This window comes from Pseudomonas syringae group sp. 26L6 (genome assembly GCF_032587815.1).
Classification (GTDB): domain Bacteria; phylum Pseudomonadota; class Gammaproteobacteria; order Pseudomonadales; family Pseudomonadaceae; genus Aquipseudomonas; species Aquipseudomonas amygdali.
The window spans coordinates 197,671-218,242 of record NZ_JAWHPJ010000012.1 but is presented as its reverse complement, the minus strand read 5'-3'; the positions used below and the strand labels follow the sequence as shown (position 1 = coordinate 218,242).

The 20,572-nt window shown below is 55.8% G+C and carries 17 protein-coding genes and 4 pseudogenes; 9 read left to right on the top strand and 12 right to left on the bottom strand.

Annotation, left to right across the window (positions count from 1 at the left end; translation table 11 throughout):
* Positions 1-4: 4 nt before the first annotated feature.
* The 6 genes from RYA97_RS07395 to RYA97_RS07370 are packed head-to-tail and all read right to left on the bottom strand — an operon-like array spanning position 5 to position 6,229.
* Positions 5-877, bottom strand: coding sequence for an ABC transporter permease (locus RYA97_RS07395; protein ID WP_316892035.1), 873 nt, complete (start codon positions 875-877; stop codon positions 5-7).
* Positions 877-1,821 carry an ABC transporter permease gene (locus RYA97_RS07390; RefSeq protein ID WP_016981817.1) on the bottom strand — a complete coding sequence of 315 codons (945 nt, stop codon included), beginning with the start codon at positions 1,819-1,821 and terminating at the stop codon, positions 877-879. The genes RYA97_RS07395 and RYA97_RS07390 overlap by 1 nt, the downstream gene beginning before the upstream one ends.
* 28 nt (positions 1,822-1,849) lie before the next feature.
* Entirely contained in the window at positions 1,850-3,352 is a 1,503-nt protein-coding gene (locus RYA97_RS07385) for an ABC transporter substrate-binding protein (protein ID WP_029240982.1), read from the bottom strand.
* Positions 3,349-4,482, bottom strand: a complete 1,134-nt coding sequence (locus RYA97_RS07380) for an ABC transporter ATP-binding protein (protein ID WP_016981811.1) — start codon at positions 4,480-4,482, stop codon at positions 3,349-3,351. Before RYA97_RS07380 ends, RYA97_RS07385 begins: the two co-directional genes overlap by 4 nt.
* On the bottom strand, positions 4,479-5,495 hold the full coding sequence (locus RYA97_RS07375; protein ID WP_005777297.1) for an ABC transporter ATP-binding protein: 1,017 nt from the start codon (positions 5,493-5,495) through the stop codon (positions 4,479-4,481). Before RYA97_RS07375 ends, RYA97_RS07380 begins: the two co-directional genes overlap by 4 nt.
* On the bottom strand, positions 5,492-6,229 hold the full coding sequence (locus tag RYA97_RS07370; protein ID WP_005777295.1) for a FadR/GntR family transcriptional regulator: 738 nt from the start codon (positions 6,227-6,229) through the stop codon (positions 5,492-5,494). Before RYA97_RS07370 ends, RYA97_RS07375 begins: the two co-directional genes overlap by 4 nt.
* Before the next feature lie 309 nt (positions 6,230-6,538).
* Here RYA97_RS07370 and RYA97_RS07365 point away from each other — a divergent pair, with 309 nt between their 5' ends.
* The gene (locus tag RYA97_RS07365) at positions 6,539-7,723 is read left to right on the top strand and encodes a dienelactone hydrolase family protein (protein WP_005777291.1); all 1,185 of its coding nucleotides are present in this window, start codon (positions 6,539-6,541) and stop codon (positions 7,721-7,723) included.
* 27 nt (positions 7,724-7,750) lie between these two features.
* Here RYA97_RS07365 and RYA97_RS07360 read toward each other — a convergent pair whose 3' ends face one another.
* On the bottom strand, positions 7,751-8,248 hold the full coding sequence (locus tag RYA97_RS07360; RefSeq protein WP_005777289.1) for a hypothetical protein: 498 nt from the start codon (positions 8,246-8,248) through the stop codon (positions 7,751-7,753).
* Positions 8,249-8,374: 126 nt separating this feature from the next.
* Positions 8,375-8,772: pseudogene (locus tag RYA97_RS07355) on the bottom strand (integrase); the annotation flags it as partial.
* 139 nt (positions 8,773-8,911) lie between these two features.
* On the opposite strand from RYA97_RS07355, the pseudogene RYA97_RS26420 reads away from it, so the two are divergent.
* Together RYA97_RS26420 and RYA97_RS26415 are read left to right on the top strand one after the other, a co-directional pair.
* A pseudogene (locus RYA97_RS26420) lies at positions 8,912-9,682 on the top strand (MCP four helix bundle domain-containing protein); the annotation flags it as partial.
* Positions 9,665-10,537: a methyl-accepting chemotaxis protein gene (locus tag RYA97_RS26415; RefSeq protein WP_410478503.1), complete on the top strand. Its 873-nt coding sequence runs from the start codon at positions 9,665-9,667 to the stop codon at positions 10,535-10,537. The pseudogene RYA97_RS26420 and the gene RYA97_RS26415, both read left to right, overlap by 18 nt.
* A gap of 84 nt (positions 10,538-10,621) precedes the next feature.
* On the opposite strand, the gene RYA97_RS07345 is transcribed toward RYA97_RS26415, so the two are convergent.
* Positions 10,622-11,053 (bottom strand): DUF4113 domain-containing protein, encoded by a 432-nt coding sequence (locus RYA97_RS07345; RefSeq protein ID WP_005777282.1) that lies wholly within the window; start codon positions 11,051-11,053, stop codon positions 10,622-10,624.
* A gap of 265 nt (positions 11,054-11,318) precedes the next feature.
* Here RYA97_RS07345 and RYA97_RS07340 point away from each other — a divergent pair, with 265 nt between their 5' ends.
* The gene (locus RYA97_RS07340; protein WP_016981800.1) at positions 11,319-12,944 is read left to right on the top strand and encodes a methyl-accepting chemotaxis protein; all 1,626 of its coding nucleotides are present in this window, start codon (positions 11,319-11,321) and stop codon (positions 12,942-12,944) included.
* 11 nt (positions 12,945-12,955) lie between these two features.
* Here RYA97_RS07340 and RYA97_RS26410 read toward each other — a convergent pair.
* Positions 12,956-13,090, bottom strand: a pseudogene (locus tag RYA97_RS26410) (PLP-dependent aminotransferase family protein); the annotation flags it as partial.
* A 112-nt stretch (positions 13,091-13,202) separates the two neighbouring features.
* A pseudogene (locus RYA97_RS26405) lies at positions 13,203-13,322 on the bottom strand (site-specific integrase); the annotation flags it as partial.
* A 608-nt stretch (positions 13,323-13,930) separates the two neighbouring features.
* On the opposite strand from RYA97_RS26405, the gene RYA97_RS07335 reads away from it, so the two are divergent.
* The 3 genes from RYA97_RS07335 to RYA97_RS07325 all read left to right on the top strand — a co-directional run bounded on the left by RYA97_RS07335 (position 13,931) and on the right by RYA97_RS07325 (position 16,329).
* Positions 13,931-14,389, top strand: coding sequence for a hypothetical protein (locus tag RYA97_RS07335; protein ID WP_016981798.1), 459 nt, complete (start codon positions 13,931-13,933; stop codon positions 14,387-14,389).
* 18 nt (positions 14,390-14,407) lie between these two features.
* Positions 14,408-15,558, top strand: a protein-coding gene (locus RYA97_RS07330) for an IS3-like element ISPsy29 family transposase (RefSeq protein ID WP_086003976.1) whose coding sequence is annotated in 2 segments (ribosomal slippage) — positions 14,408-14,642 and positions 14,642-15,558 — 1,152 coding nt in all. Because the reading frame shifts where the segments join, the coding sequence is not laid out codon by codon here.
* A gap of 45 nt (positions 15,559-15,603) precedes the next feature.
* On the top strand, positions 15,604-16,329 hold the full coding sequence (locus RYA97_RS07325) for a hypothetical protein (protein ID WP_016981794.1): 726 nt from the start codon (positions 15,604-15,606) through the stop codon (positions 16,327-16,329).
* Positions 16,330-16,664: 335 nt separating this feature from the next.
* On the opposite strand, the gene RYA97_RS07320 is transcribed toward RYA97_RS07325, so the two are convergent.
* Positions 16,665-17,471, bottom strand: coding sequence for an HNH endonuclease (locus RYA97_RS07320; RefSeq protein WP_316892033.1), 807 nt, complete (start codon positions 17,469-17,471; stop codon positions 16,665-16,667).
* A 157-nt stretch (positions 17,472-17,628) separates the two neighbouring features.
* Between RYA97_RS07320 and RYA97_RS07315 the strand changes: the two genes are divergently transcribed.
* On the top strand, positions 17,629-19,050 hold the full coding sequence (locus RYA97_RS07315; RefSeq protein WP_316892032.1) for an ATP-dependent nuclease: 1,422 nt from the start codon (positions 17,629-17,631) through the stop codon (positions 19,048-19,050).
* A gap of 175 nt (positions 19,051-19,225) precedes the next feature.
* Entirely contained in the window at positions 19,226-20,293 is a 1,068-nt protein-coding gene (locus tag RYA97_RS07310) for a UvrD-helicase domain-containing protein (RefSeq protein ID WP_316892031.1), read from the top strand.
* The last annotated feature ends 279 nt before the right edge of the window (positions 20,294-20,572 follow it).

Here is a 20,572-nt window from a genome sequence, read left to right as displayed (position 1 = left end):
AGGTTTAGCCCTTGGGGTCCAGCGCATCGCGCAGGCCGTCACCCAGCAGGTTGAAACACAGGACCGTGATGTAAATCGCCACACCTGGCGCGATCGACATCCACGGAGCCTGCTCCATGAAATTCTTCGCTGTATTGAGCATCGAGCCCCACGATGGCGAAGGCGGTTGCTGACCCAGGCCAAGGAACGACAGGCTGGCTTCGGCCAGAATTGCCGAGGCGATGGTCAGCGTTGCCTGTACCACCAGCGGCGACATCACGTTGGGCAGCACGTAACGCAGGATGATCCAGCGATCCGGCAGACCGATGGCGCGCGCACCCTCCAGATAATCCTCGTGCTTGATCGACAGCACCTGGCCGCGGGTCAGGCGGGCAAAGATCGGCATGGCGGACAGGCCGATGGCAATCATCGCGTTGCTCAGGCTTGGGCCGAGAAAGGCGCCCAAAGCGATGGCCAGCACCAGAAACGGACAGGACAACAGTGCTTCCATGACCTGTGAAATAAGCATGTCCAGCTTGCCACCAAAGTACCCGGCCAGCAGGCCCAGCGGCACGCCGATGAGCATGGCGATGGCTACCGAAACACCACCGGCCAGCAGCGAACTGCGTGCGCCATACAGCAAGCGTGAAAACAGATCGCGACCCAGTTCGTCGGTACCCAGCCAATAGATCAGCGAGGGGGCTTTGCGTACGGCGAGAAAGTTGGCCTTTAGCGGATCATGGGGCGCAATCCAGGGGGCCAGAATGGCCGCGAGGACAAACAGCAGCAACACCGCCGCGCCAATCACTGCGCCTTTGTTGGCGAGGAACTTCTTCAGAAAAGGCGAGCGACTGCGCGGCAGGATCGCGCTATGCGGCAGGCTGGCAATAGCGGTCATCAGGCACTCCTCAGGCGTGGGTTGATCAAGCGATAGAGCACGTCGGCCAGCAGGTTCAACAGCAGAAAGCCAATCGCGACACACAACACCACGCCTTGCACCACGGCGTAGTCGCGGTTGAACACAGCGTCGACGATCATCTTGCCGAAGCCCGGAATGCTGAACACTTGCTCGGTCAGCACCGCGCCGCCAAGCAATTCACCAAACAGCAGTGTCGTGAGGGTGACGATGGGCATCAGCGCGTTGCGCAACGCATGCTTGAGAATCACTGTGCGCGGGAACAGTCCTTTGGCCCGAGCGGTGCGGACGTAGTCAGTGCGCAATACTTCCAGCATGGCGCTGCGGGTGTGACGCATGAGAATCCCCGACAGCCCGGCACCCAGTACGAAGGCTGGCAGAATCAAGGTCTTCAGGTTTTGCCCGAAATCCTCGCCCATAGGCACGAAGCCGGAGGCGGGCAGCCACTGCAGTTTCACTGCAAAGATCATGATCAGCAGAATGCCCAGCCAGAAGTGCGGAATGGAAATACCCGACAGCGCCACCACGTTGGCGCCGTAATCCACGGCGGTGCCTTTGCGCACCGCCGAAATGATCCCGGTGGGAACGCCGATCAACAGCGCAATCAGCAGGGCCAGCACGGCCAGCTCGATAGTCACCGGCAGTTTCGACGCCAGCAGCGTGGTCACCGGTTGCTCGGTGCGCAGCGATGTGCCCAGGTCGCCGGTCAATACGTTGCCGACCCAGTTGAGGTACTGCAACGGGATCGGGTCATCGAGCCGGTACTTGTCGCGCAGGTATTCCATGACCGCCGGATCGCGTTCTTCCCCGGCCATGGCCAGCACCGGATCACCCGGCAGCAGCTTCTGTAGGGTGAAGACGAACAGCGAAACCAGAATCAGCGTCGGTATCGAGCTGAGCAGGCGTCGCAGGATGAACATCAGCATACCGGAACCTCGCAGGTGCGCCCGTCAGTCATGGCTTGAACGCGACATTGGCCAGACGAATCAGACCGTCCGGGTTAGGGACGAAACCGGTCACGTTGTTACGCATGGCAATGATTCGCGGGTCGAAATACAGGTAGGCGGTCGGTACTTCATCGGCCAACAAACGCAGCGCTTCGTTGTAAAGCGCCTGGCGTTGTGCAACGTCGTTGACCGTGCGCGCCTTGTTCAACAGCTCGTCGAGCTTGGCGTTGCAGTATTTGCCGTCGTTCTGGCCACCCTTGCAGGTCACGAACTGATGGATATCGCCATCCGGATCAGGGCGGCCCGACCAGGCGCTCATGCCAATCTGGAAATTGCCGCTCGCCTGTTCGCTGAGCATCGTCGCGTATTCAGTGGCAATCAGGTTGACCTTGAAGCCCGCTTCTTCAGCCATGGCCTGAATGATCTGCCCGACCTGTTGCGCGATAGGGTTGTTGGCCACTTTCAGGTCAACCGCCAACGGCAGTTTCACACCGGCCTGCGCCAGCAGCGCCTTGCTTTTCTCGACATCGCGGGCCGGGATCGGCAGGTCCTTGTCGTAATACGGGCTGTTTTTCGGAAACGGCTGAGCGCTAGGGGCGTACAGCCCCTCAAACACCACCTGGTTAATGGCATCGCGGTCGATAGACAGCTCAAATGCCTTGCGTACGCGCTTGTCCTTGCCGATCGGCGAGTTGGCTTTTTCCCCGTTGCCGATGTTGAACATCAGTTGCATGTAGCCCAGGCCGGGTGTGTTGTAGATCGCCAGCTTGCTGTCACCCTTGACCGTTTTCACATCGGTTGGTGCAACACGCTCAATGATATCCAGGTCGCCGGAGCGCAGGTTGGCCAGGCGCACCGAGGTATCCGGAATCGGCAGGAACACCACTTTGTCGAAGTGATACGCCTGTTTATTCCAGTACTTGTCAAAACGCTCCAGCACGATTCGATCCTGCTGCACGCGCTGCACGAATTTGTAAGGGCCGGAGCAGACCGGGTTGGAGGCGAATTCGCCTTGCGCAGCTTTCGGCGCGAGCATCATTCCGGCGCGGTCCGACAGCTGTGAAACCAGCGTGGCATCGGCCTGCTTGAGCTTGATGGCGACGGTTTTTGCGTCTATCACCTCGACGCTGTCCACCGAGGCCAGCTCGCTTTTGCGCAGCGAGTCGGGGAGGGTGCGGGCGCGGTCGAGGTTGAACTTCACCGAGGCGGCATCAAAAGGTTCGCCATCGTGGTACGTCACGCCTTCGCGCAACGTCATGGTCAGGGTTTTACCGTCTTCGCTCCAGTTCCAGGCGGTGGCCAGTTGCGGCGAGTAAGTCAGGTCCGGGTTGACGTCCACCAGTTTGTCGCACAGCGCGGTGTAGACCAGACGGCCGGAGTAGGTACGCGAACGATGCGGATCAAGCACATCGGGATCGTCCTGAATGCCGATGCGCAACGTCGATTCGGCAAAGGCAGCGTTGGCGGCCAGCAATAACAATGTTCCTGTCACGACGCGTGCGATTCTCATGGCTGGCTCTCCACTGCAAGGGATTGATGATGCTTGAACAGATTCAGGCGCTGGGTGTAGGCAGCGCTGGGTGTCGGAAGGATCAGCGTGGCGCTGCCTGCGTTGGCGATTTCACGCCAGAAGTGGCAAGCCACCTGACGTTCGGCCTCGACTGTTTCCATCACCGGCACAGCTTCCTTGCACAGCGCACGGGCATGCGGGCATCGGGTATGAAAACGGCAGCCCGAAGGCGGGCGGCTGGGGCTGGGCATATCGCCGCCGAGGAGCGAACGCGGCTGGCGCAGGTCAGGGTGGCTGACCGGCACAGCGGCCATCAGCGCCTGGGTATAAGGGTGCAAAGGGTTATCGAACAGCGCGTCGACCGGCGCCAGTTCGACGATTTCACCCAGGTACATCACCGCCACGCGGTCGCTCATGTGGCGGATCACGGCCAGTCCGTGGGCGACAATCACCAGGGTCAGGCCGAACTGGTGCTTGAGGTCTTCCAGCAGATTGACCACTTGCGCCTGCACTGAAACGTCCAGCGCCGAAACCGGCTCGTCACCGAGGATCAAGCGCGGTTCGGAAGCCAGTGCGCGGGCAATGCCGATGCGCTGGCGCTGCCCCCCGGAGAATTCGTGGGGATGTCGGCCACCGTGTTCCGGGGCAAGACCTACTGTGCGCAGTAACTCTGCGACCCTGGCCTGACGGTCGCTGCGGCTGGCCTGGCTGTGCAGCCAGATCGGTTCGCCAACGATGGATTCCACGGTCATGCGTGGATTCAGCGAGGCGAACGGGTCCTGAAAGATGATCTGTAAGTCACGGCGTACCTGACGCAGCTTTTCCGGTGTCAGGTTGGCCAGGTTGCGGCCCTCGTAAATCACGTCACCCGCAGTCGGTTGCAGCAGGTTGAGCAGCAAGCGGCCAAGGGTGGATTTACCCGAGCCGGACTCGCCTACCAATGCCAACGTCTCACCCTTGCGGACTGACAGGTTGACCTCATTGACAGCCTGTACCGGCGGCTTCTTCGGCTGCAAAAGGCCGCTTTGCACGGTAAAGTGCTTGCTCAGGCCGATGCCTTCCAGAATGGGTTTCTGCGCGTTGCTGTCGGGGCTGACGCGCCCGGCGATGTCTGGTCTGGAAAGGTTCACGCACTGACTCCCACATGCTGTTCCAAAGGCGCACGGATGCACGCGGCGAAGTGTCCGGGAGACAACTCAAGCAGCGGCGGGCGTTCGTCTCGGCATTGCTGGATCACAAACGGGCAGCGGCCGGCGAAACGGCAGCCGCTTGGCATTTCTGCCGGCGTCGGCACTCGGCCGTTAATCGTTGCCAGGCGACCTTCACGAGGACCAATCGATGGCATCGAGCCCATCAGGCCGATGGTGTATGGGTGCTGCGGATCGTCGAACAGGGTTTTAACCGGGCCGCTTTCAACGACGCGACCGGCGTACATCACCATGACGTCATCGGCGACTTCGGCCACAACGCCCAGGTCGTGGGTGATCAGAATCATCGCTGTGCCAGTCTCGCCCTGCAAGTTGGCGATCAGCGAGAGGATCTGCGCCTGAATGGTTACATCCAGTGCTGTGGTCGGCTCATCCGCAATGATCAGCGCCGGATCATTGGCCAGCGCCATGGCAATCATGGCCCGTTGACGCATGCCACCCGAGAGTTCATGCGGGTAGGCGTCCAGCCGCTGGCGAGCGTCCGGTACGCGGACTTTTTCCAGCATTTCCAGCGCCCGTTGCCGGGCAGCCTTGTCTGAAAGGCCCTGATGACGCATCACGCTTTCGGCGATCTGCTCACCGATGGTGAAAACCGGATTGAGGGAAGTCATCGGTTCCTGAAAAATCATCGCCATGCGGTTACCACGCACATCCAGCAGGCGTTCTTCGGACATGCCCAGCAAGGCTTCATCGATCAGCAGAGAGTCGTGTGCGCCGACCTGGGCAGTCGCAGGCAAAAGTCCCATCAGCGCCATTGAGGTCACGCTCTTGCCGCAGCCAGACTCGCCAACGATGGCCAGGGTCTTGCCGCGCTTGACGGAAAACGACAAACCGTCGACAACGTTGGCGGGCGCACCGGCGAAGCGTACGGTCAGGTCTCTGACACTGAGCACCGTGCTGTCGCCAGTTTCTGTGAGATGGGCGATGGCGCTCATAAGCTGGCCTCCAGGTCTTGATTGATGACGTTATCCAGCGCCTGTTGCAGCGCCCGTAAATGGCCGCGCATGGCCGTGGCGGCCTTGATCGGGTCGCGGCTTTCAATAGCGCTGACGATGTCGTCGTGATCATGGCTGTAAGTGTCGAGGCGGTCGGCGTTACGCGCCCGCTGGCGCAAATCTCGCCAGGTAGGGTCCAGACGGATCGCATCAAGCATTTCGAAGATATCCAGCATCAGCCGATTACCCGCAGCTTCGGCAATTGCACGGTGCAGGGCGCTGTCCCACAGCTCGATGCCTTCGGCATCAGTCTGCTCGGCGACCTGCTGGCGAGTGGTGCGCTCGGCAAGGCGGCGCAAAATCGCCATCTGCTCACCATTGGCCCGCACCGCTGCCAGTGAGGCAAGTGCCGGTTCCAGGTGCAGACGCGCTTCCATGACCTCGCTGAAATTGGTCCGGCCAGAAAGCCGGGCGAAACTCATGGCAGCGCTGGGTGGTGTAGGTCCGACAAAGGTTCCTTTACCTTGCCGCCGCCAGATCTGGCCTTCGGCTTCCAGCACCGACAGGGCCCGACGAATTGCCCGTCGGCTAACCCCGAAATCGACAGCCAGACCCCGTTCAGTAGGCAGCGCCCGCAGGGGAAATGCCGCATGCTGAGCGACGATCTGCCGCAAGGCATCCAGTGCCAGTTTCGAAGAGTTGTCGATGGGGACGTCAGGATCGAACCTTTGCATCGTGGTACTCACACCAGACCAGAAAAAGATGCCCTGAGCTGCCTACACGCAGACATTCAGGGCAAAGGGACCGGTGCAAGAGCGATGCCAATGAAAATTGGTTCGATCAACTTCCAGTTGCAGGACGTCTCACAATTGCAGGCGATCAAGCCTGGCGCGCCAATGCTCAAAGGTTCGGCTGATCGGTTCCAGGCTTGGAAGAGGATTGGTTCGCAGGTCTGTGAACCAATTTTGCGAAGGAGGCGTTTTTTTGCATCAATGCGGGCATAGTGCGCCAGTGAGGCGCGCATTCTGCGGGGAGATTCTGGCATGGCGTTAAAAAATGCATCGATCGCTGTGCTGTTACTGGTATTGGCGGCTGGCGTCGGAACTTTCCTCCTGATGAATGAAGTGCCACAAGGGGAAGCGTTATCGTTAATAGCCAATGCGCACATTGATGGTTTGATCAGAGAGCCTTTGCTGCTCAGCGTCCGCTTGCCCGATGGTTCAAGTGCGCTTCTCGATGCTTTTGTCACGCGGCCAGAGAAGCCGGGGCGCTGGCCAGTTGCTCTGATCACTCATGGCACTAACGGTGATTCGAGCGATCGCACCAAAAGCCCCAATCTTTTCTCATCTGCGGCTACCGTATTTGCCCGTCATGGTTATGCAGCGGTAGTGGTAATGCGTCAGGGATATGGACAATCGTCAGGTGTCAGCGAAAAGCGTGATGGAACATGCCTCAGTCCCCATCATGCCAGGGCCGGCAGAATTGCAGCTGATGATCTCATTGCAGCATTGCAAGCCATTCAGGGGGCGCCCTGGTCATTACCGGATGAGGCCGTATTGATTGGTGTATCGTCCGGAGGATTCTCGGTGCTGGCAGCGGGCGCGTCCAATCCACCGGGCGTACGGGCGATAATAAATTTCGACGGTGGGCGCGGGGCCAAGGGGGCTGGCAAGGTTTGTGGCAAGGAGCAACTTCTAGCGGCTATTAAAACTTACGGAAGCCTCTCACGACTGCCTACCTTATGGATGTACGCCACCAACGATAAAGTATTTCCACTGCCACTCGGCGAAGAGTTTTTTGCAAGCTACATCGATCATGGAGGACGTGGAGAGTTTTTCCAGGCTCCCGTATTTGGTGAGGATGGTCACACGTTCTTTGAATGGGCGCCTGAAGAAATATGGTGGGGCAGGGTGGCTGATTTTCTGGATAAGAACAGGCTGCCGAGTGATGAGATCATTTCTGCACCTGTCCCGGATCTGGACCCGCCCGAGGGCTTGGCCACATCAGGGAAAGCGTCTTTTCAAAAATATCTGAACAGCCAGGTGTATGAAAAAGCTTTCGCGACCAATGGAGCAGGTGTCTGGGCCTGGAGCGGGGGGCATCGCAGTCAGGATCAAGCAGGCAAAAAAGCGCTAACTCGCTGCGAGAAGATGACACTCGCAAAAAAGGGGTTGCCTTGTACGGTCTATGCAGTAGGTAACACGCTGGTTAACGCGCAGAGAAAGTAAGTTATTTTTTATGAGGACTTCGCGACATCACTTCGCCGCGAGTTGTTGGGCCTGCTGCAACTCGTCGGGTGATATCTTATTCTCGCGTGCCTGTTTTACCAGGGCGTTGTTGGCGGTCGCGAGGCCAGCGCTGAGGGTCGCGATCTCCGTTACCAATGCGCCGACTTTGGATTTTTTGATTTCGGGATCCATATTCTGATCCGCCATAAGCGCCTGTAACTCCTGCTGTTTCTCCTCAATTTGTCGCTTCAACTCGCGGATCATCTTGAGGGTTTTTTGCGTCTGGTCTGGTAAGCCGCTTGATTCGATATCGGCATTCGACTTTGCCTGTGGCTTCTTGTCGTCGGCAGATTTCTGAATACTCGCCTCAGACAATGAGACCTTTACCCCTTCGGCAGGAATTGCAGTTGTAGCTGCAGAAGACGACTCAAGCGATTCATCTGTGACGTTGGCACTGTCAGGCCTGGGCGCAGGGACGACCGTTGGCGTGTAGCTAAAATTGGAGAGCTGAGTGTTGATGTTCAACGTATATGCCTCATGAGATGTCCGCAGTACGCCATTGGTACGGAAATGTAGCAAAACGTATCATTTCTGAATCATCGGCCGATCCTAGCAAATCTTTAGGTTCCGGGAGTGCGCCAATTATGATTCAAGCGCAAACGCCAACGACGTTCGCGATGGCTCGACATTGAAGGCTGTGCTGCCCAATCGGCCGCTGCACACTCCCAGGGCGGAGAACCAGGTGTCGGCATTCAGTCGGCGCACGTCACCGATCTGCAGGCCCATCACTTCAGAACGTCGTTGACCGCCACTGTTCCAGGCAAGAGGAGGAGGGCGCGGTCGCGGATCCCGCGCACCATCCTCGCAGGTCGCGAGCATCGCAGCAGGGGCTCGAGCGCCACCGCGGTTTTCTTACGTACCGCCACGCCTTGCCGCGACTGTGATTTGCGGGCTTCACGCAGCAAGGTTTTCACCGGCGGCGCCTCGGTGGGACTGTCCCAGTCATGCAACCGGCGCCACTTGGTCAGCATCACCAGCCGTTGCCATACGCAGCGCCCCTCGTCTCTATCGGCTGTTCATCGACACTACACACATGCTGTTACTTTCTGTCATAAAAGCTTCATATATAGGATCTATTGAGAATCTTGGGCTAGTCGATAACCGATAAATCCCTCATGTAGCCCTGCTATGAATCTTCGAAGCCTGAAAATTGCCTACCGCAGCCTTGCCTGCTTTGGCGTCCTGATAGTGCTCACGCTTAGCGTTGGCCTGTTCGGATTGAATCAATTGTCACACATTCGTGCGCAGGGACTAGCGCTTGAGAACAACAGCATTCCGAGTATTGTCGAGGCCGACAACTTAGCCTTGCAACTGGCCCGCACGCGCATAGAGGCACTGCGTATGGTCGCAATGCCTGACGCTGCCAGTCGCGCCGCCATCCTGAGCAAGATAGACGGTATATCCGGTCTGGTGAACAGCAGCTTCAAACGCTATGAGCCACTTGTGGGCAGTGATGAAGAACGTAGGCAACTGGAAGCCTTGCAACAGCATTACACGAGCTATCTCAGCTTGCTTGGCAAGCTTACAAACCTGATGTCCATGGGGCAGATCGATCAGGCTCGTCTTGTCATCAGTGACGAAATGGCGTCTGTCGGTGCAAAAATGAACGAGGGCACGGAAGCACTGCGAAAGATAAATGAGACTGCAATCAAAAACGCTGCAATAGCGTCCGATTCGACTTACTCGCAGTCACAGCTGGTAACCGGCATTGCGATCACGCTGGCGGTGGCTCTTACCCTGCTCTTGGCATGGCGGCTCACCGCAAGCCTGGCGCAGCCAATCACTCAGGCGGTTCAGGTCGCCAGAACCATCGCCGATGGGGACCTCACGCAAGTACTCGATGTACGCGGTACCGACGAAGCGGCTCAGCTCCTCCAGGCGATGCAGGTAATGCAAAACAATCTGCGTGAGACGCTTACGCACATGGGTCATTCGTCAACTCAGCTGGCAGCATCGGCTGAGGAAATGTCCGCAGTCATGCATGAGAGTGCACTAGGACTGCAGCAGCAGAACACCGAGATCGAGATGGCCGCGACCGCTGTTACTGAAATGAGCCAAGCGGTAGAGGAAGTCGCTAGCAATGCAACGTCAACTTCCACAGAGTCCAGAAAAGCTGCCGAAACAGCCCGAGAAGGGCAGACTCAGTTGGGCGCAACATTAGGGGCCATCGAAACCCTAACTGAGAACGTTTTGGACGCCCGAGAGCAAGCGCAGTACTTGGCCGATAAAACCCTCAACATAAGCCAGGTACTGGACGTCATACGATCGGTGTCGGATCAGACCAATCTGCTTGCACTCAACGCCGCGATCGAAGCAGCCCGCGCGGGTGAGGCAGGGCGGGGATTTGCCGTAGTCGCTGATGAGGTACGCGCATTGGCACACCGTACGAGCGAGTCAACCCGAGAGATCGAGTCGTTGATTGGTAGCATTCAAGACGGTACCGCACGCACTGTCGATGCACTTGAGTCCAGCGCAGAGCAGGCCCGTCTTACGCGAACTCAGGCTCAGTCCGCAAACTCGGCCTTAGCAACAATCGCGCAGTCAGTCTCCGGTATCGATGATTTGAACATGGTGATCGCCAGCGCGGCTGAAGAACAGGCACAGGTCGCACGCGAGGTAGATAGGAACATTGTAAGAATCCGCGATCTTTCAGTACAGACGGCCACAGGCTCCGAGCAAACCCGGATTGCCAGTCAGGAACTGTCTCAGCTCGCTGCCGGATTAAATACGCAGGTTCGCCGTTTTCGCGTTTAACCAACAATCCTTTCAAAAGCCTTGTCAGGTTGGGGGTCTTCCCCCAACTCGCGCGTGCCTTAAATCAAGCTCGCGCGACACTCATCAATGAGCTTTGGCTATCCAGAGCTCATCAACCCGCGTGGTATAACTCTGACTCATCAAGTCGCGCCGCTTAGCACATTCCGGTGTAGTCGGCACTGTCGCTGTGCGTAACGTCCCGCGTCCCCATCGACTGTTGATCGAGTCCATGACCGACATCAGCCGAGTGTCATTGGTAGCGTAGGGCAGCTCGATCACGACACCGTTGGCATACTTCGCTTCGTCCGGATTGAACATGCCCGTACGCACGCTCAAGCGCATCTTCTTGCACACTGAGCCTTGAGCTCGCAGCTTCTCCGCAGCTCGCGCTGTGTAGGTGGCCACCGCCTCCTTGATGGGCCCAACTTCGCTATGTTTGGCGATGTTTTTTTCATAGTCGCCCGGCGCAGGGTGAATTTGCGCGGCGATCAGCTTGATTTGCCCTTTCTCTTCCAAGTGTGGGGACAGCGCTGAGGCGAATGAATCTGTGCCCGAGCACTGCCTTGGATCCAACGGACGCTACACGATCGGCAGCCTGATGAAAAATATATGGAAGGGCATGCGCATCAACACCGGAGGCCAAGAGCGGACGCAAAAATATAAGGCAAGCGTCCTCCAAACTGTGCGGTGATCGCACAGGTTCTCTGTTAACCGCTTAAGTTTTAACGCCTTGGCGTAGATAGCGTATTACAAAAATCTATTCGGAGTCGGGATATTCCCCATGTTCGCACACTTGAAAGTCCGCACAGGCATGATCGGCGTGTTGGTGTTATTCGTCATCGCGCTGATGTTCTCGATCGTCAACAGCTGGTCATCGGCAATGCGCAGCTATGACCAGGTCGACGAGCTCAGACATACTTCACAACAGATTGACGGCATCAATAACTCACTGCTGTTGGCCATCCGTACCAGTGCCAATGTGTCATCGGCCTTCATCGAAACCGTGGGTGGTCGATTTGAGGATGCGGAAGCCCGGCTGATGCGAAGTGAAGGCATCTGGAACGACGCGATTGCCAAGCTCGATGCATCGACGGCCGATATTCGCGACTCGAAACTTCAAGCGCTCGCCGACGAATTGAAGGCCGCGTTCGCCGAGTACGGCAACGCCATCGTCGGCCAGCGCGCCGCCACCCGTGCACGCTCGGCGGACCAGTATTTCGTGGTCAACATCAGCGCTGGCAAGGGTATGACCAAACTTCAGGAAATCCGGGTGAATCTGGTCGGCGCCTTGGATGCCCGTGCCGCTGAGATTAACCGGGACGCCAGTGAACGCCTGGCCACCGCCAAGCGGCTATCCCTGGTACTGGCGTGTATCACTCTGGCGCTGGCGGTGATTTGCTGGATGTTCATCTCCAGCCGTGTACTGCGCCCGCTTCGTGAGGCCGGTGAGAACTTCAAACGCATCGCCAACGGCGACCTGACCCAAGAGGTCGTGCCCCCGGGCCGCAACGAGATCGGCGACTTGTTCGTTGAGCTTCAGCGCATGCAAGCCAGCCAGCGCAACACCTTGATCCTGATTTCCGGTTGCGCGACCCAACTGGCTTCGGCGGCCGAAGAGCTCAACGCAGTGACCGAGGAAAGCAACCGTGGCCTGCAGCAACAAGACATGCAACTTGAACAAGCCGCCACTGCAGTCAACCAGATGACCAGCGCCGTCGAAGAAGTCGCGCGCAATGCCGTCTCCACTTCGCAAGCGGCGACAGCTTCAAACACGCTGTCGGAGAAAAGCCGTCAACAGGTTCGCGAAAACATCGCGGGTACTCAGTTGATGACAACTGAAATCCAGGGCAGCGCAGAGCGTATCCAGCACCTGGCCGGCGAAGTACGCAACATCGGCAAGGTACTGGACGTGATCCGTGCGGTATCGGAGCAGACCAACCTGCTGGCCCTCAACGCCGCCATCGAGGCCGCCCGTGCCGGTGAAGCGGGGCGCGGCTTTGCCGTGGTCGCCGATGAGGTGCGAACGCTCGCCTATCGCACCCAGGAGTCCACCCGCGAGATCGAGCAGATGATTGGCAGCGTGCAGACCACCGCCGAGCAAGCTGTCGACTCGATGCGAGGTAGCACCCTGCGTGCGCAAGGGACCCTGGAAATCACTCAAGCCTCCGGCGCGGTACTTGAAGACATATTTGCTGCCATCGGCCAGATCAACGAACGCAATCTGGTCATCGCCAGTGCCGCGGAAGAGCAGGCTCAGGTCGCCCGTGAAGTGGACAGCAACCTGGTCGCCATTCGTGACCTGTCCGCGCAGTCTGCGGCTGGCGCCCTGCAGACCAATGCGGCGAGTCACGAGCTGTCGCGTCTGGCGGTCGAGTTGAACGACCTCGTGTCTCGTTTTCGTACTTGAGTGAAGCGAGATCAGATATAGGCCCCGACCACCCGCTTTAGGGTGGTCAGCGCTTCACGCAGGGTCTCCGTACTCACTGAGCCCAGGGCCAGCCGTAACGCATGAGGGACGTGAGCCGAGGTGCAAAACGGCCCGAGTGTCGCGACCATCGGTTACTGGTCCGGTCGATTCCCCTGAGGCCCCAAGTCGCCCAAGCCCGGCAGAAGCGTGATTGCTGTGCCAGAGAGGTCCTATTAAATTTCAAAGATCCTCAATGTGATCGCGCACTTTGGCATCCGCTGTCGCCGAGGTGTGTCGCAACCAGTGAAGTGACGCAGATCTCAAATGCTTCACGTCGTCATCGGGGAAGCCTTTACCTTTGACGAGGCGTAGAGCTTGGAAATGGATGTGAGCGTTGCGAATTGCGGACAAAATCCTAAACCATTGTTTTAAATGGGTATTTTTGTTAGCAAACCCTATTGCGGACACAAAAAATCGGTTTTTGTCCGAGTTACTTCAAAAAACAAGCAGGTTTTTTTCCTCATTTACCGCATACACCTTGTCTGCTGGTTAGTGCTTTGAACTCTATCTGGAACTACTAAAACGTGCTCTGAACTCATGAAAATTCTGAGGAGGAGAGTGCTTTTTTAGACTTTGATTTTATAAAGAAAACCATGTAGAAAACTTATTGGAGTGCTACACAATTTGGCTTGATTTTAGTTTGTCAATATACACTAATTGTTCAAGCTGGTAAAGCAAAAAAAACGATATAAATCAATGCCTGCAATTTATCACTATTGTTTAACTCCTTTCTTTGAAGTGCAATATTCGATAATGAAAAATAAAAATGATGTCATTTTAACATTGTTTACCCTGCAGTTTCAGGAAGTAAGACTAGCTTCGCTGTTGGTAACACCGCTCTTTAAAAACATGAAGTGATAGTTAAAGCCAGTCATCTACGATCGACGCTTCGTACCCAGAAGCTTTCGTTAAGAGGCAGTATGTAAGTGGCAAAAAAATTTAGAAAGAGCGAGACCGCTAAATCCAAAAAAATTGAATTGGAGCATGACAATATGCTCCTTAATGTAAACAGCTCGCAAAAAGATATCGAGAGACTGCTGATTGGAAACGAACGAATTCCGACGGTGGAAGCATACTTAACTAAAGAGATGAATGCTCTCACTGCGGCAGAAGCACTTGGAATTACGCTGTCTGGTTTTTATAAGATTGTGAGGCGAGTACAAGCGAGCAAGGGTGATCTTGGAGTCGTTGTATCGAAGAAACCAGGCCCTAAAGCGAGTTTGCCAGTGTTTGAACCCAATATGGAGGCAATCATCATCGAGAGCCTCCTACACTATACGGGGAAAGCAGCAACTATCGAGAAAGTTTGGGAGCAGGTCTGCACTCTTGCAGATGGACAAATGAATCGCCCCAGGTTTCGTAGACACCTCCATGCCTTAAACTGAGGCCAATCAGGAGGTGCCATGAGCAACCCACGTTATCCCGAAGAATTCAAAATCCGAGCGGTCAATCAAGTGATCGAAAAGAAGCTGCCTGTCGCTGATGTGGCGGCGCGTCTTGGCGTGTCGACGCATAGCCTCTATGCCTGGATAAAGCGCTACAGCAAACCTCAGGCAGAACGGCAGCAAGACGATGATCAGCACGCTGAACTGCGTCGTCTGCGAGCGGAACTCAAGCGGGTCACTGAAGAGCGAGACATCTTAAAAAAGGCCGCCGCGTACTTTGCCAAGGAGTGCGGCTGAAGTACGCCTTTATCAAGCAGCGCGCGGGCGACTACTCCATTCGACGGCTTTGCCTGACGCTGAAAGTCCATCCCAGTGGTTATTACGCTTGGTTGTCTGAGCCGCAATCTGCACGCGCTAAAGACGACCAGCGATTGCTCGGTTTGATCAAGCACTCGTGGCTGGAGAGCGGCGGAGTTTATGGCTATCGCAAAATCCATGACGACCTGCGCGAGGTCGGTGAAGATTGTGGTCGGCATCGTGTGGCGAGGTTGATGCGTCTTGAAGGTCTGCGCTCTCAGACAGGGTATCGACGTCGCCCTGGAAAGTACGGCGGTAAGCCAGCGGTCGCCTCACCCAATTTACTGAAGCGCGAGTTCGATGTCGTGGAACCCAACAAGGTTTGGGTCACCGACATCACCTACATTCGTACGTATGAAGGCTGGCTGTATTTGGCGGTGGTGCTGGATCTGTTTTCTCGTCAGGTCGTTGGCTGGTCAATGAAGTCGCAGATGACCAGTGATTTGGCCATTGATGCGTTATTGATGGCGGTTTGGAGGCGAAAACCGAAACAAGAGGTGATGGTTCACTCCGACCAGGGCAGCCAGTACAGCAGCTCCGATTGGCGCAGTTTTTTGAAGGCAAATAATTTGGTTGCCAGCATGAGCCGCCGAGGCAATTGTCATGACAACGCCGTGGCTGAGAGCTTTTTCCAGCTTCTGAAACGGGAACGAATCAAGCGGAAAATCTACACCTCACGGCAAGATGCTCGTAGTGATGTGTTCGATTACATCGAGATGTTCTACAACCCAAAACGCCGCCATGGTTTCAACAATCAGCTGTCACCGGTAGAGTTTGAAAAACGTTACGCAATGAGCTTGCAAGGTGTCTAGAGAATCTGGGGCGATTCAATCTCTGTCATCTAGCGGGGCAACGAAATGGATATTCGGTTCTTCCTTGAACAGCGGCTTGCCTTCATCAAGCAGCTTTATCTGAATGGGGCCAACCCGTTTGAGGATCGCAAAAGGAAAATTGAGAACGAGGAAGCCCCCTTCATTCCACCCTACAGTGAAGATGGCGAGCCGGCTTATCTGAGTGAATGGCTAGAGGCTGATTCGTCAGTGCAAGTATTGGGTAGCGCATGTTTATTAATGATTGCTGCATCACTACACCTGTACTTCACTGAGTGGGAACGCCAGCTTGGGCCTGCCCCAGGGCCCTCACTCAAATCAACATTCAAAAATGGCGGGTGGCCAAATGGCTACCGGGCATTCTATTTGGCCCATGGCTCAGACCGGTTTGAGGATGGCCCCTTCGATTTCGCTTTGATTGAAGAACTCGTTCTGGCCAGAAACAGTATCCAGCACCCTGACTCATTGGTTTTTGAGACATCTCGATATTCTGACGACGCGCTTCAAAAGATGCCAAGCCCCTTTTTCGTGAGTGATCGGGAAAAAAGCTTGATTGAGGAATCCGATGGTGAGAGTCGGCAATGGTTATACCGACCCCATATTCATATCACTACCGAGAAATTCTTGCATGCCGTTTCTCAGGTGTCGGCATTCGTGAAGTGGCTGGAGGATCAAGGGGAGACCATCATGCATAAGCGTTATCTTGAGCGAAAACGTCAACGCGAAATCGACGCTGGCTCCAGTCCGTCTTAACGTCTATCTCGCTCAGTCATTCGTGAATGAAAGTGCGGTCGTCTAGGATTTTCCTCCGTGGGCTGCTCCCCCAGTTGATACGACCGTGGGTAGCAGCCGGCATGGTTCGAGCAGTGGAAAAGGGCAGCAATTTGCATTGTCATCGCAAATTCAGCCGCAAATGGATCGGCCGCTTGGCATGGGTGAAATCCAACGGCTTTACAACGACAGGAGCAATCAGGAGTAGGGCGTACTTACTTACGTGATGGTCGCGTATTTTAGACCTAGCGAACCTTAAAACGGACAACGACATTATTACCTCGGGCGGAAACAGTGGCGGTGTTACATCCCTAAAATCACTGTGCAGGGTTAGGGATCGGGCGGTGCGGCGCATTGGGTGCTTCTAGCTCACGCATCCTCCCATTTGCCGTGGCTAAGCATTCTTTGAGCTTATCTATGCTCAAGACCTCGGCGCCACGATGTACGACTGCATGGCAGTTGGGGCACAGCGGTATCAAATCGGTTATTGGATCGAGCTCGTATTCCACGCCGATCGTGCTCAGGGGTACGATGTGATGAACATGGATAAGCCCTCTCGCGATCTCGCCGTAGACCGAGCCGAAGTCAAATTTACAAGCTGCGCACACGGCCTTGTGATGCCGAATGCATGCTTCCCGGGCCTGAGCATTGCGCTCGTATGCGTTGACCTTCACCTCTCGCAGTGCCCCCTCTAGGTAGAGCACAGGATGACTGACTTCTTCGGGGATTGCAGGGATAGGTACTTCTTCACACGCGTACCATTGACCTTCCTGCTGAAGCAGCCATTTGCGAGTGATAAATCGTTCAAAATGTTTGATCTTTGCAGGGCCTACGCCGTCCTCGTCCTGGAGTTCGTCCGAGTGCGTAATCTTGAATGTATAAAGCTCGTATCCCTGCTCGGCGACTAACCTGAGATGCTCGACATTGTTGCGCCGCCCCTTCTTTATCTCCCACCCCTCGCAAAGTATGAGTGTACGGTCGCCGTTCATATGAATGTCCCAAGCACCGAATATGACCTTGCGCTCTTGATGATTCACAAACGACCAACTCCAAGTCCAGTTTTTACACGTGGCTCCCAAGGATTCGATAAATGCTTTACGGCTTGGGTAGTAATGGGTGGTCATGCGAAATCCTGTGCGCTAGGTTGTCTGGTGGAGCAGTGAAAGTAGGGGGCGTACAGCAGAGCACGACGGAGTCGACAACGTGCCGCTTCGCTTATAGCATCAGGCAACACGGCCATCAAAGCGCCATATAGCAGCAATTCGCCAAGGAACGTCGAACGTGATCACCAAGATCCGCATCCGTGGGTACCGCATCTACAAAGATTTCCTGCTAAAGCCCAACCCGGGCGTGAACATCCTGGTCGGAGACAACGACGCCGGTAAATCCACCTTAATGGAGGCCATCTCGCTGGCGCTCAACGGGCGGATCGGTGGCAGAGGAATCATGGAGGAGCTGAATCCTCACTGGTTCAACACCGAGATTGTGGCTGACTTTCTTGCACTAAGAAGGGCTGGAATGAAGCCGGCACTCCCACAGATTCTCATCGAGCTCTATCTGCAGGACACGGAAGATCTCCAGGGACTGCTGGGCGCAGTGAATGCCGACGTTCCAACGAACGCTTGTCCTGGTGTCTTTCTCTCCATCTTCCCCAACGAGGAGTACAAGGATGAGCTGGATGAATGGCTTAAAAATCCCTCTCCGCTCCTCCCCGTTGAGTACTACACCTACGAATGGCGGTCGTTCGCTGATAATGAACTCACACGACGGCCGCGAGCGCTCTCGGTGGCCACCATCGACTCCCGTACGGTCAAATCCGCCGCCGGCGTCGACTACCATCTTCGCCAAATCCTAAGCGATCACTTGGAGTCATCCGAGAAAGCAGAGATTTCGTTGGACTACCGCAATATCAAAGCGTCCATGACAGATGGCGCGCTGGCACCGGTGAACAAGCGACTTTCGGGTCTAGGCGCAGCGCTCCAGGAAGAGCCCATGGCGCTGGCCATGGATCAGACATCCCGCACATCTTGGGAAAGCGTGGTCACTCCACACGTCGACGGCTTACCGTTTGCGATGGCAGGCCAGGGTCAACAGGCTGCGATCAAGATCTCTCTCGCAATGAAGCGTCATTCCTCAAGGGCGAACATCGTGATGATCGAGGAGCCTGAAAACCATTTATCTCACACCAGCCTAACAACGCTACTCAATCGCATTGAAGATCTGGCGACGGAAGAGCAGCAGCTTTTCATTTCGACTCATAGCACCTACGTGTTGAACCGGCTCGGCCTCGATGCATTGCTGCTTCTTCACCGCAATAGTGCGTCCAAAATCACAGAACTTGATCCGGATACAGTGAGCTACTTTCAGAAGCTGCCTGGCTACGACACCCTCCGCTTGGTGCTAGCGAAAAAAGTCGTCTTGGTCGAGGGGCCATCCGACGAAATCATATTCGAACGCGTCTACAACGATTGCTTCGGCGCACGCCCGATGGCCCACGGGATAGATGTCATCAGCATGCGTGGACTGGCACTGGCGCGATGCCTTGAGCTTTGCGCAGCGATCAACAAACCTGTAGCAGTGATGCGCGACAACGACGGCGTTGACCCAATCGACCTACGTACTCCGGTTCTAAAGTGGCTGGACGTGAAGCGCAGAGAGCTGTTCATCGGCACCGTCGCTGACGGCACCACGCTCGAACCCTAGCTCATCACCGCGAACGGCGAGTCTCAGTTGCGCAAGATGCTCGGTATCACTGCAGCAGCGACCCTATTGACCTGGATGGCGCGCGAGAAAACAGAAGGGGCAATTCGACTGGCTGACTCGACTGAGGTACTCAGCCCACCGGCCTACATGAAGGCCGCTGCGGAGTTCATCCACAATGCCTAACCTTCTGACCTTGGCTGTCGCGGGTGGTAGAAAAACTCAAGGGCTGGTCGATCACTGCAAAGTGTTGCCTACCGATCGGCGTGTGCTCATTGTCACGTTCACCCAGACGAATCAGCAGGAACTGATCCATCGCCTCGGCTTCCAGGTCGGCGATCGCCACAACCTCGAGGTTCTGGGCTGGTACACATTCTTGCTTCGCCACTTTGTAAAACCGTTCCTGCCATTCAAATTCCCGGGGGAGCGGGTAGGGGGCTTCAACTTCGAAGGTCGCCCTAGCATGTACGCGAAGGACAAGCAGAGATTTATGGATGGTAGCAACCAGATCTACGCATGCGAACTCGGCCGCCTCGCGCGGGAGCTTATGGCGGCCACTCCAGCGTTGAGACGCAGACTTGAGTGCCTCTACGACGAAATTCTGATCGACGAGGTACAAGATCTCAGTGGCTACGATTGGGAAATCGTCCATGAATTACTTGAGTCGCGGATCGACGTCCGCATGGTTGGTGACGTGCGCCAAGCGGTGCTCTCAACAAACCCACGGGGACAGAAAAATAAACAATATGGGTATGCAGGTGCACTTGAATGGTTCCTTGCACGAGAAAAGGGAGGGCTGCTTAGCATTGAGTATGCGACCACGACTTACCGCTGCCGAACTGAGATCGCGACATTCTCTGATTCCATTTTTGATGCGTCATGGGGCTTTCCAGAAACAACGTCAGAGAACCACGTAGCGTCTGAGCATGATGGCGTGTACTTGCTGCACTCCAAACATGTCGACCAATACATTGAGCGGTACCGGCCTCAATGCCTACGCAGCACTATAGCTTCTGGCAAAGAGTTCCCGTTGGACTTCATGAACTTCAAAGTGTCGAAAGGCGCCACATTCGAGCGTGTGCTAATCATGCCTACTGCGCCAATAAAGTCCTTCATTCAGAAACAGATCTGTTTGGAATCAACATCAGCGGCTGCCTTTTATGTTGCAGCTACTCGGGCCAAGCAAAGCCTAGCGATCATCATCGATAAACCTGGGAGCTCGAAACTGCCGGTTTGGGCGCCGTAACTGAGAGCAGCAGGGCGCGTGCGAGGGGGCAAACTTTAGTTCTAGGCAACAACCTATATTGTCTCTGGCGCAATCACTATATGGGGTTACCCCAGGGACTGGTTAGCTAGGTGCAGCGTTTAGGGTCGCAAGGGCTGACAGGGAAATCCCCCCGACTCTTTATGCTGTAAGAGCATTGCACTGTCAGCTCAACCAGCCTTCGCTAGGCAATATCGCGGACAGGCCTTGGCATGTGAGCTTCATGTTCACCAACCAGCGATATCAATAACAATCGTCATG

Bases quoted from the DNA above. Each gene is read 5' to 3' on its own strand.
- RYA97_RS07385 (WP_029240982.1), bottom strand. From the start codon at position 3,352: ATGAGAATCGCACGCGTCGTGACAGGAACATTGTTATTGCTGGCCGCC.
- RYA97_RS07390 (WP_016981817.1), bottom strand. From the start codon at position 1,821: ATGCTGATGTTCATCCTGCGACGCCTGCTCAGCTCGATACCGACGCTG.
- RYA97_RS07310 (WP_316892031.1), top strand. From the start codon at position 19,226: ATGCCTAACCTTCTGACCTTGGCTGTCGCGGGTGGTAGAAAAACTCAA.
- RYA97_RS07340 (WP_016981800.1), top strand. From the start codon at position 11,319: ATGTTCGCACACTTGAAAGTCCGCACAGGCATGATCGGCGTGTTGGTG.
- RYA97_RS07325 (WP_016981794.1), top strand. From the start codon at position 15,604: ATGGATATTCGGTTCTTCCTTGAACAGCGGCTTGCCTTCATCAAGCAG.
- RYA97_RS07375 (WP_005777297.1), bottom strand. From the start codon at position 5,495: ATGAGCGCCATCGCCCATCTCACAGAAACTGGCGACAGCACGGTGCTC.
- RYA97_RS07365 (WP_005777291.1), top strand. From the start codon at position 6,539: ATGGCGTTAAAAAATGCATCGATCGCTGTGCTGTTACTGGTATTGGCG.
- RYA97_RS07370 (WP_005777295.1), bottom strand. From the start codon at position 6,229: ATGCAAAGGTTCGATCCTGACGTCCCCATCGACAACTCTTCGAAACTG.
- RYA97_RS07395 (WP_316892035.1), bottom strand. From the start codon at position 877: ATGACCGCTATTGCCAGCCTGCCGCATAGCGCGATCCTGCCGCGCAGT.
- RYA97_RS26415 (WP_410478503.1), top strand. From the start codon at position 9,665: ATGCAGGTAATGCAAAACAATCTGCGTGAGACGCTTACGCACATGGGT.
- RYA97_RS07320 (WP_316892033.1), bottom strand. From the start codon at position 17,471: ATGACCACCCATTACTACCCAAGCCGTAAAGCATTTATCGAATCCTTG.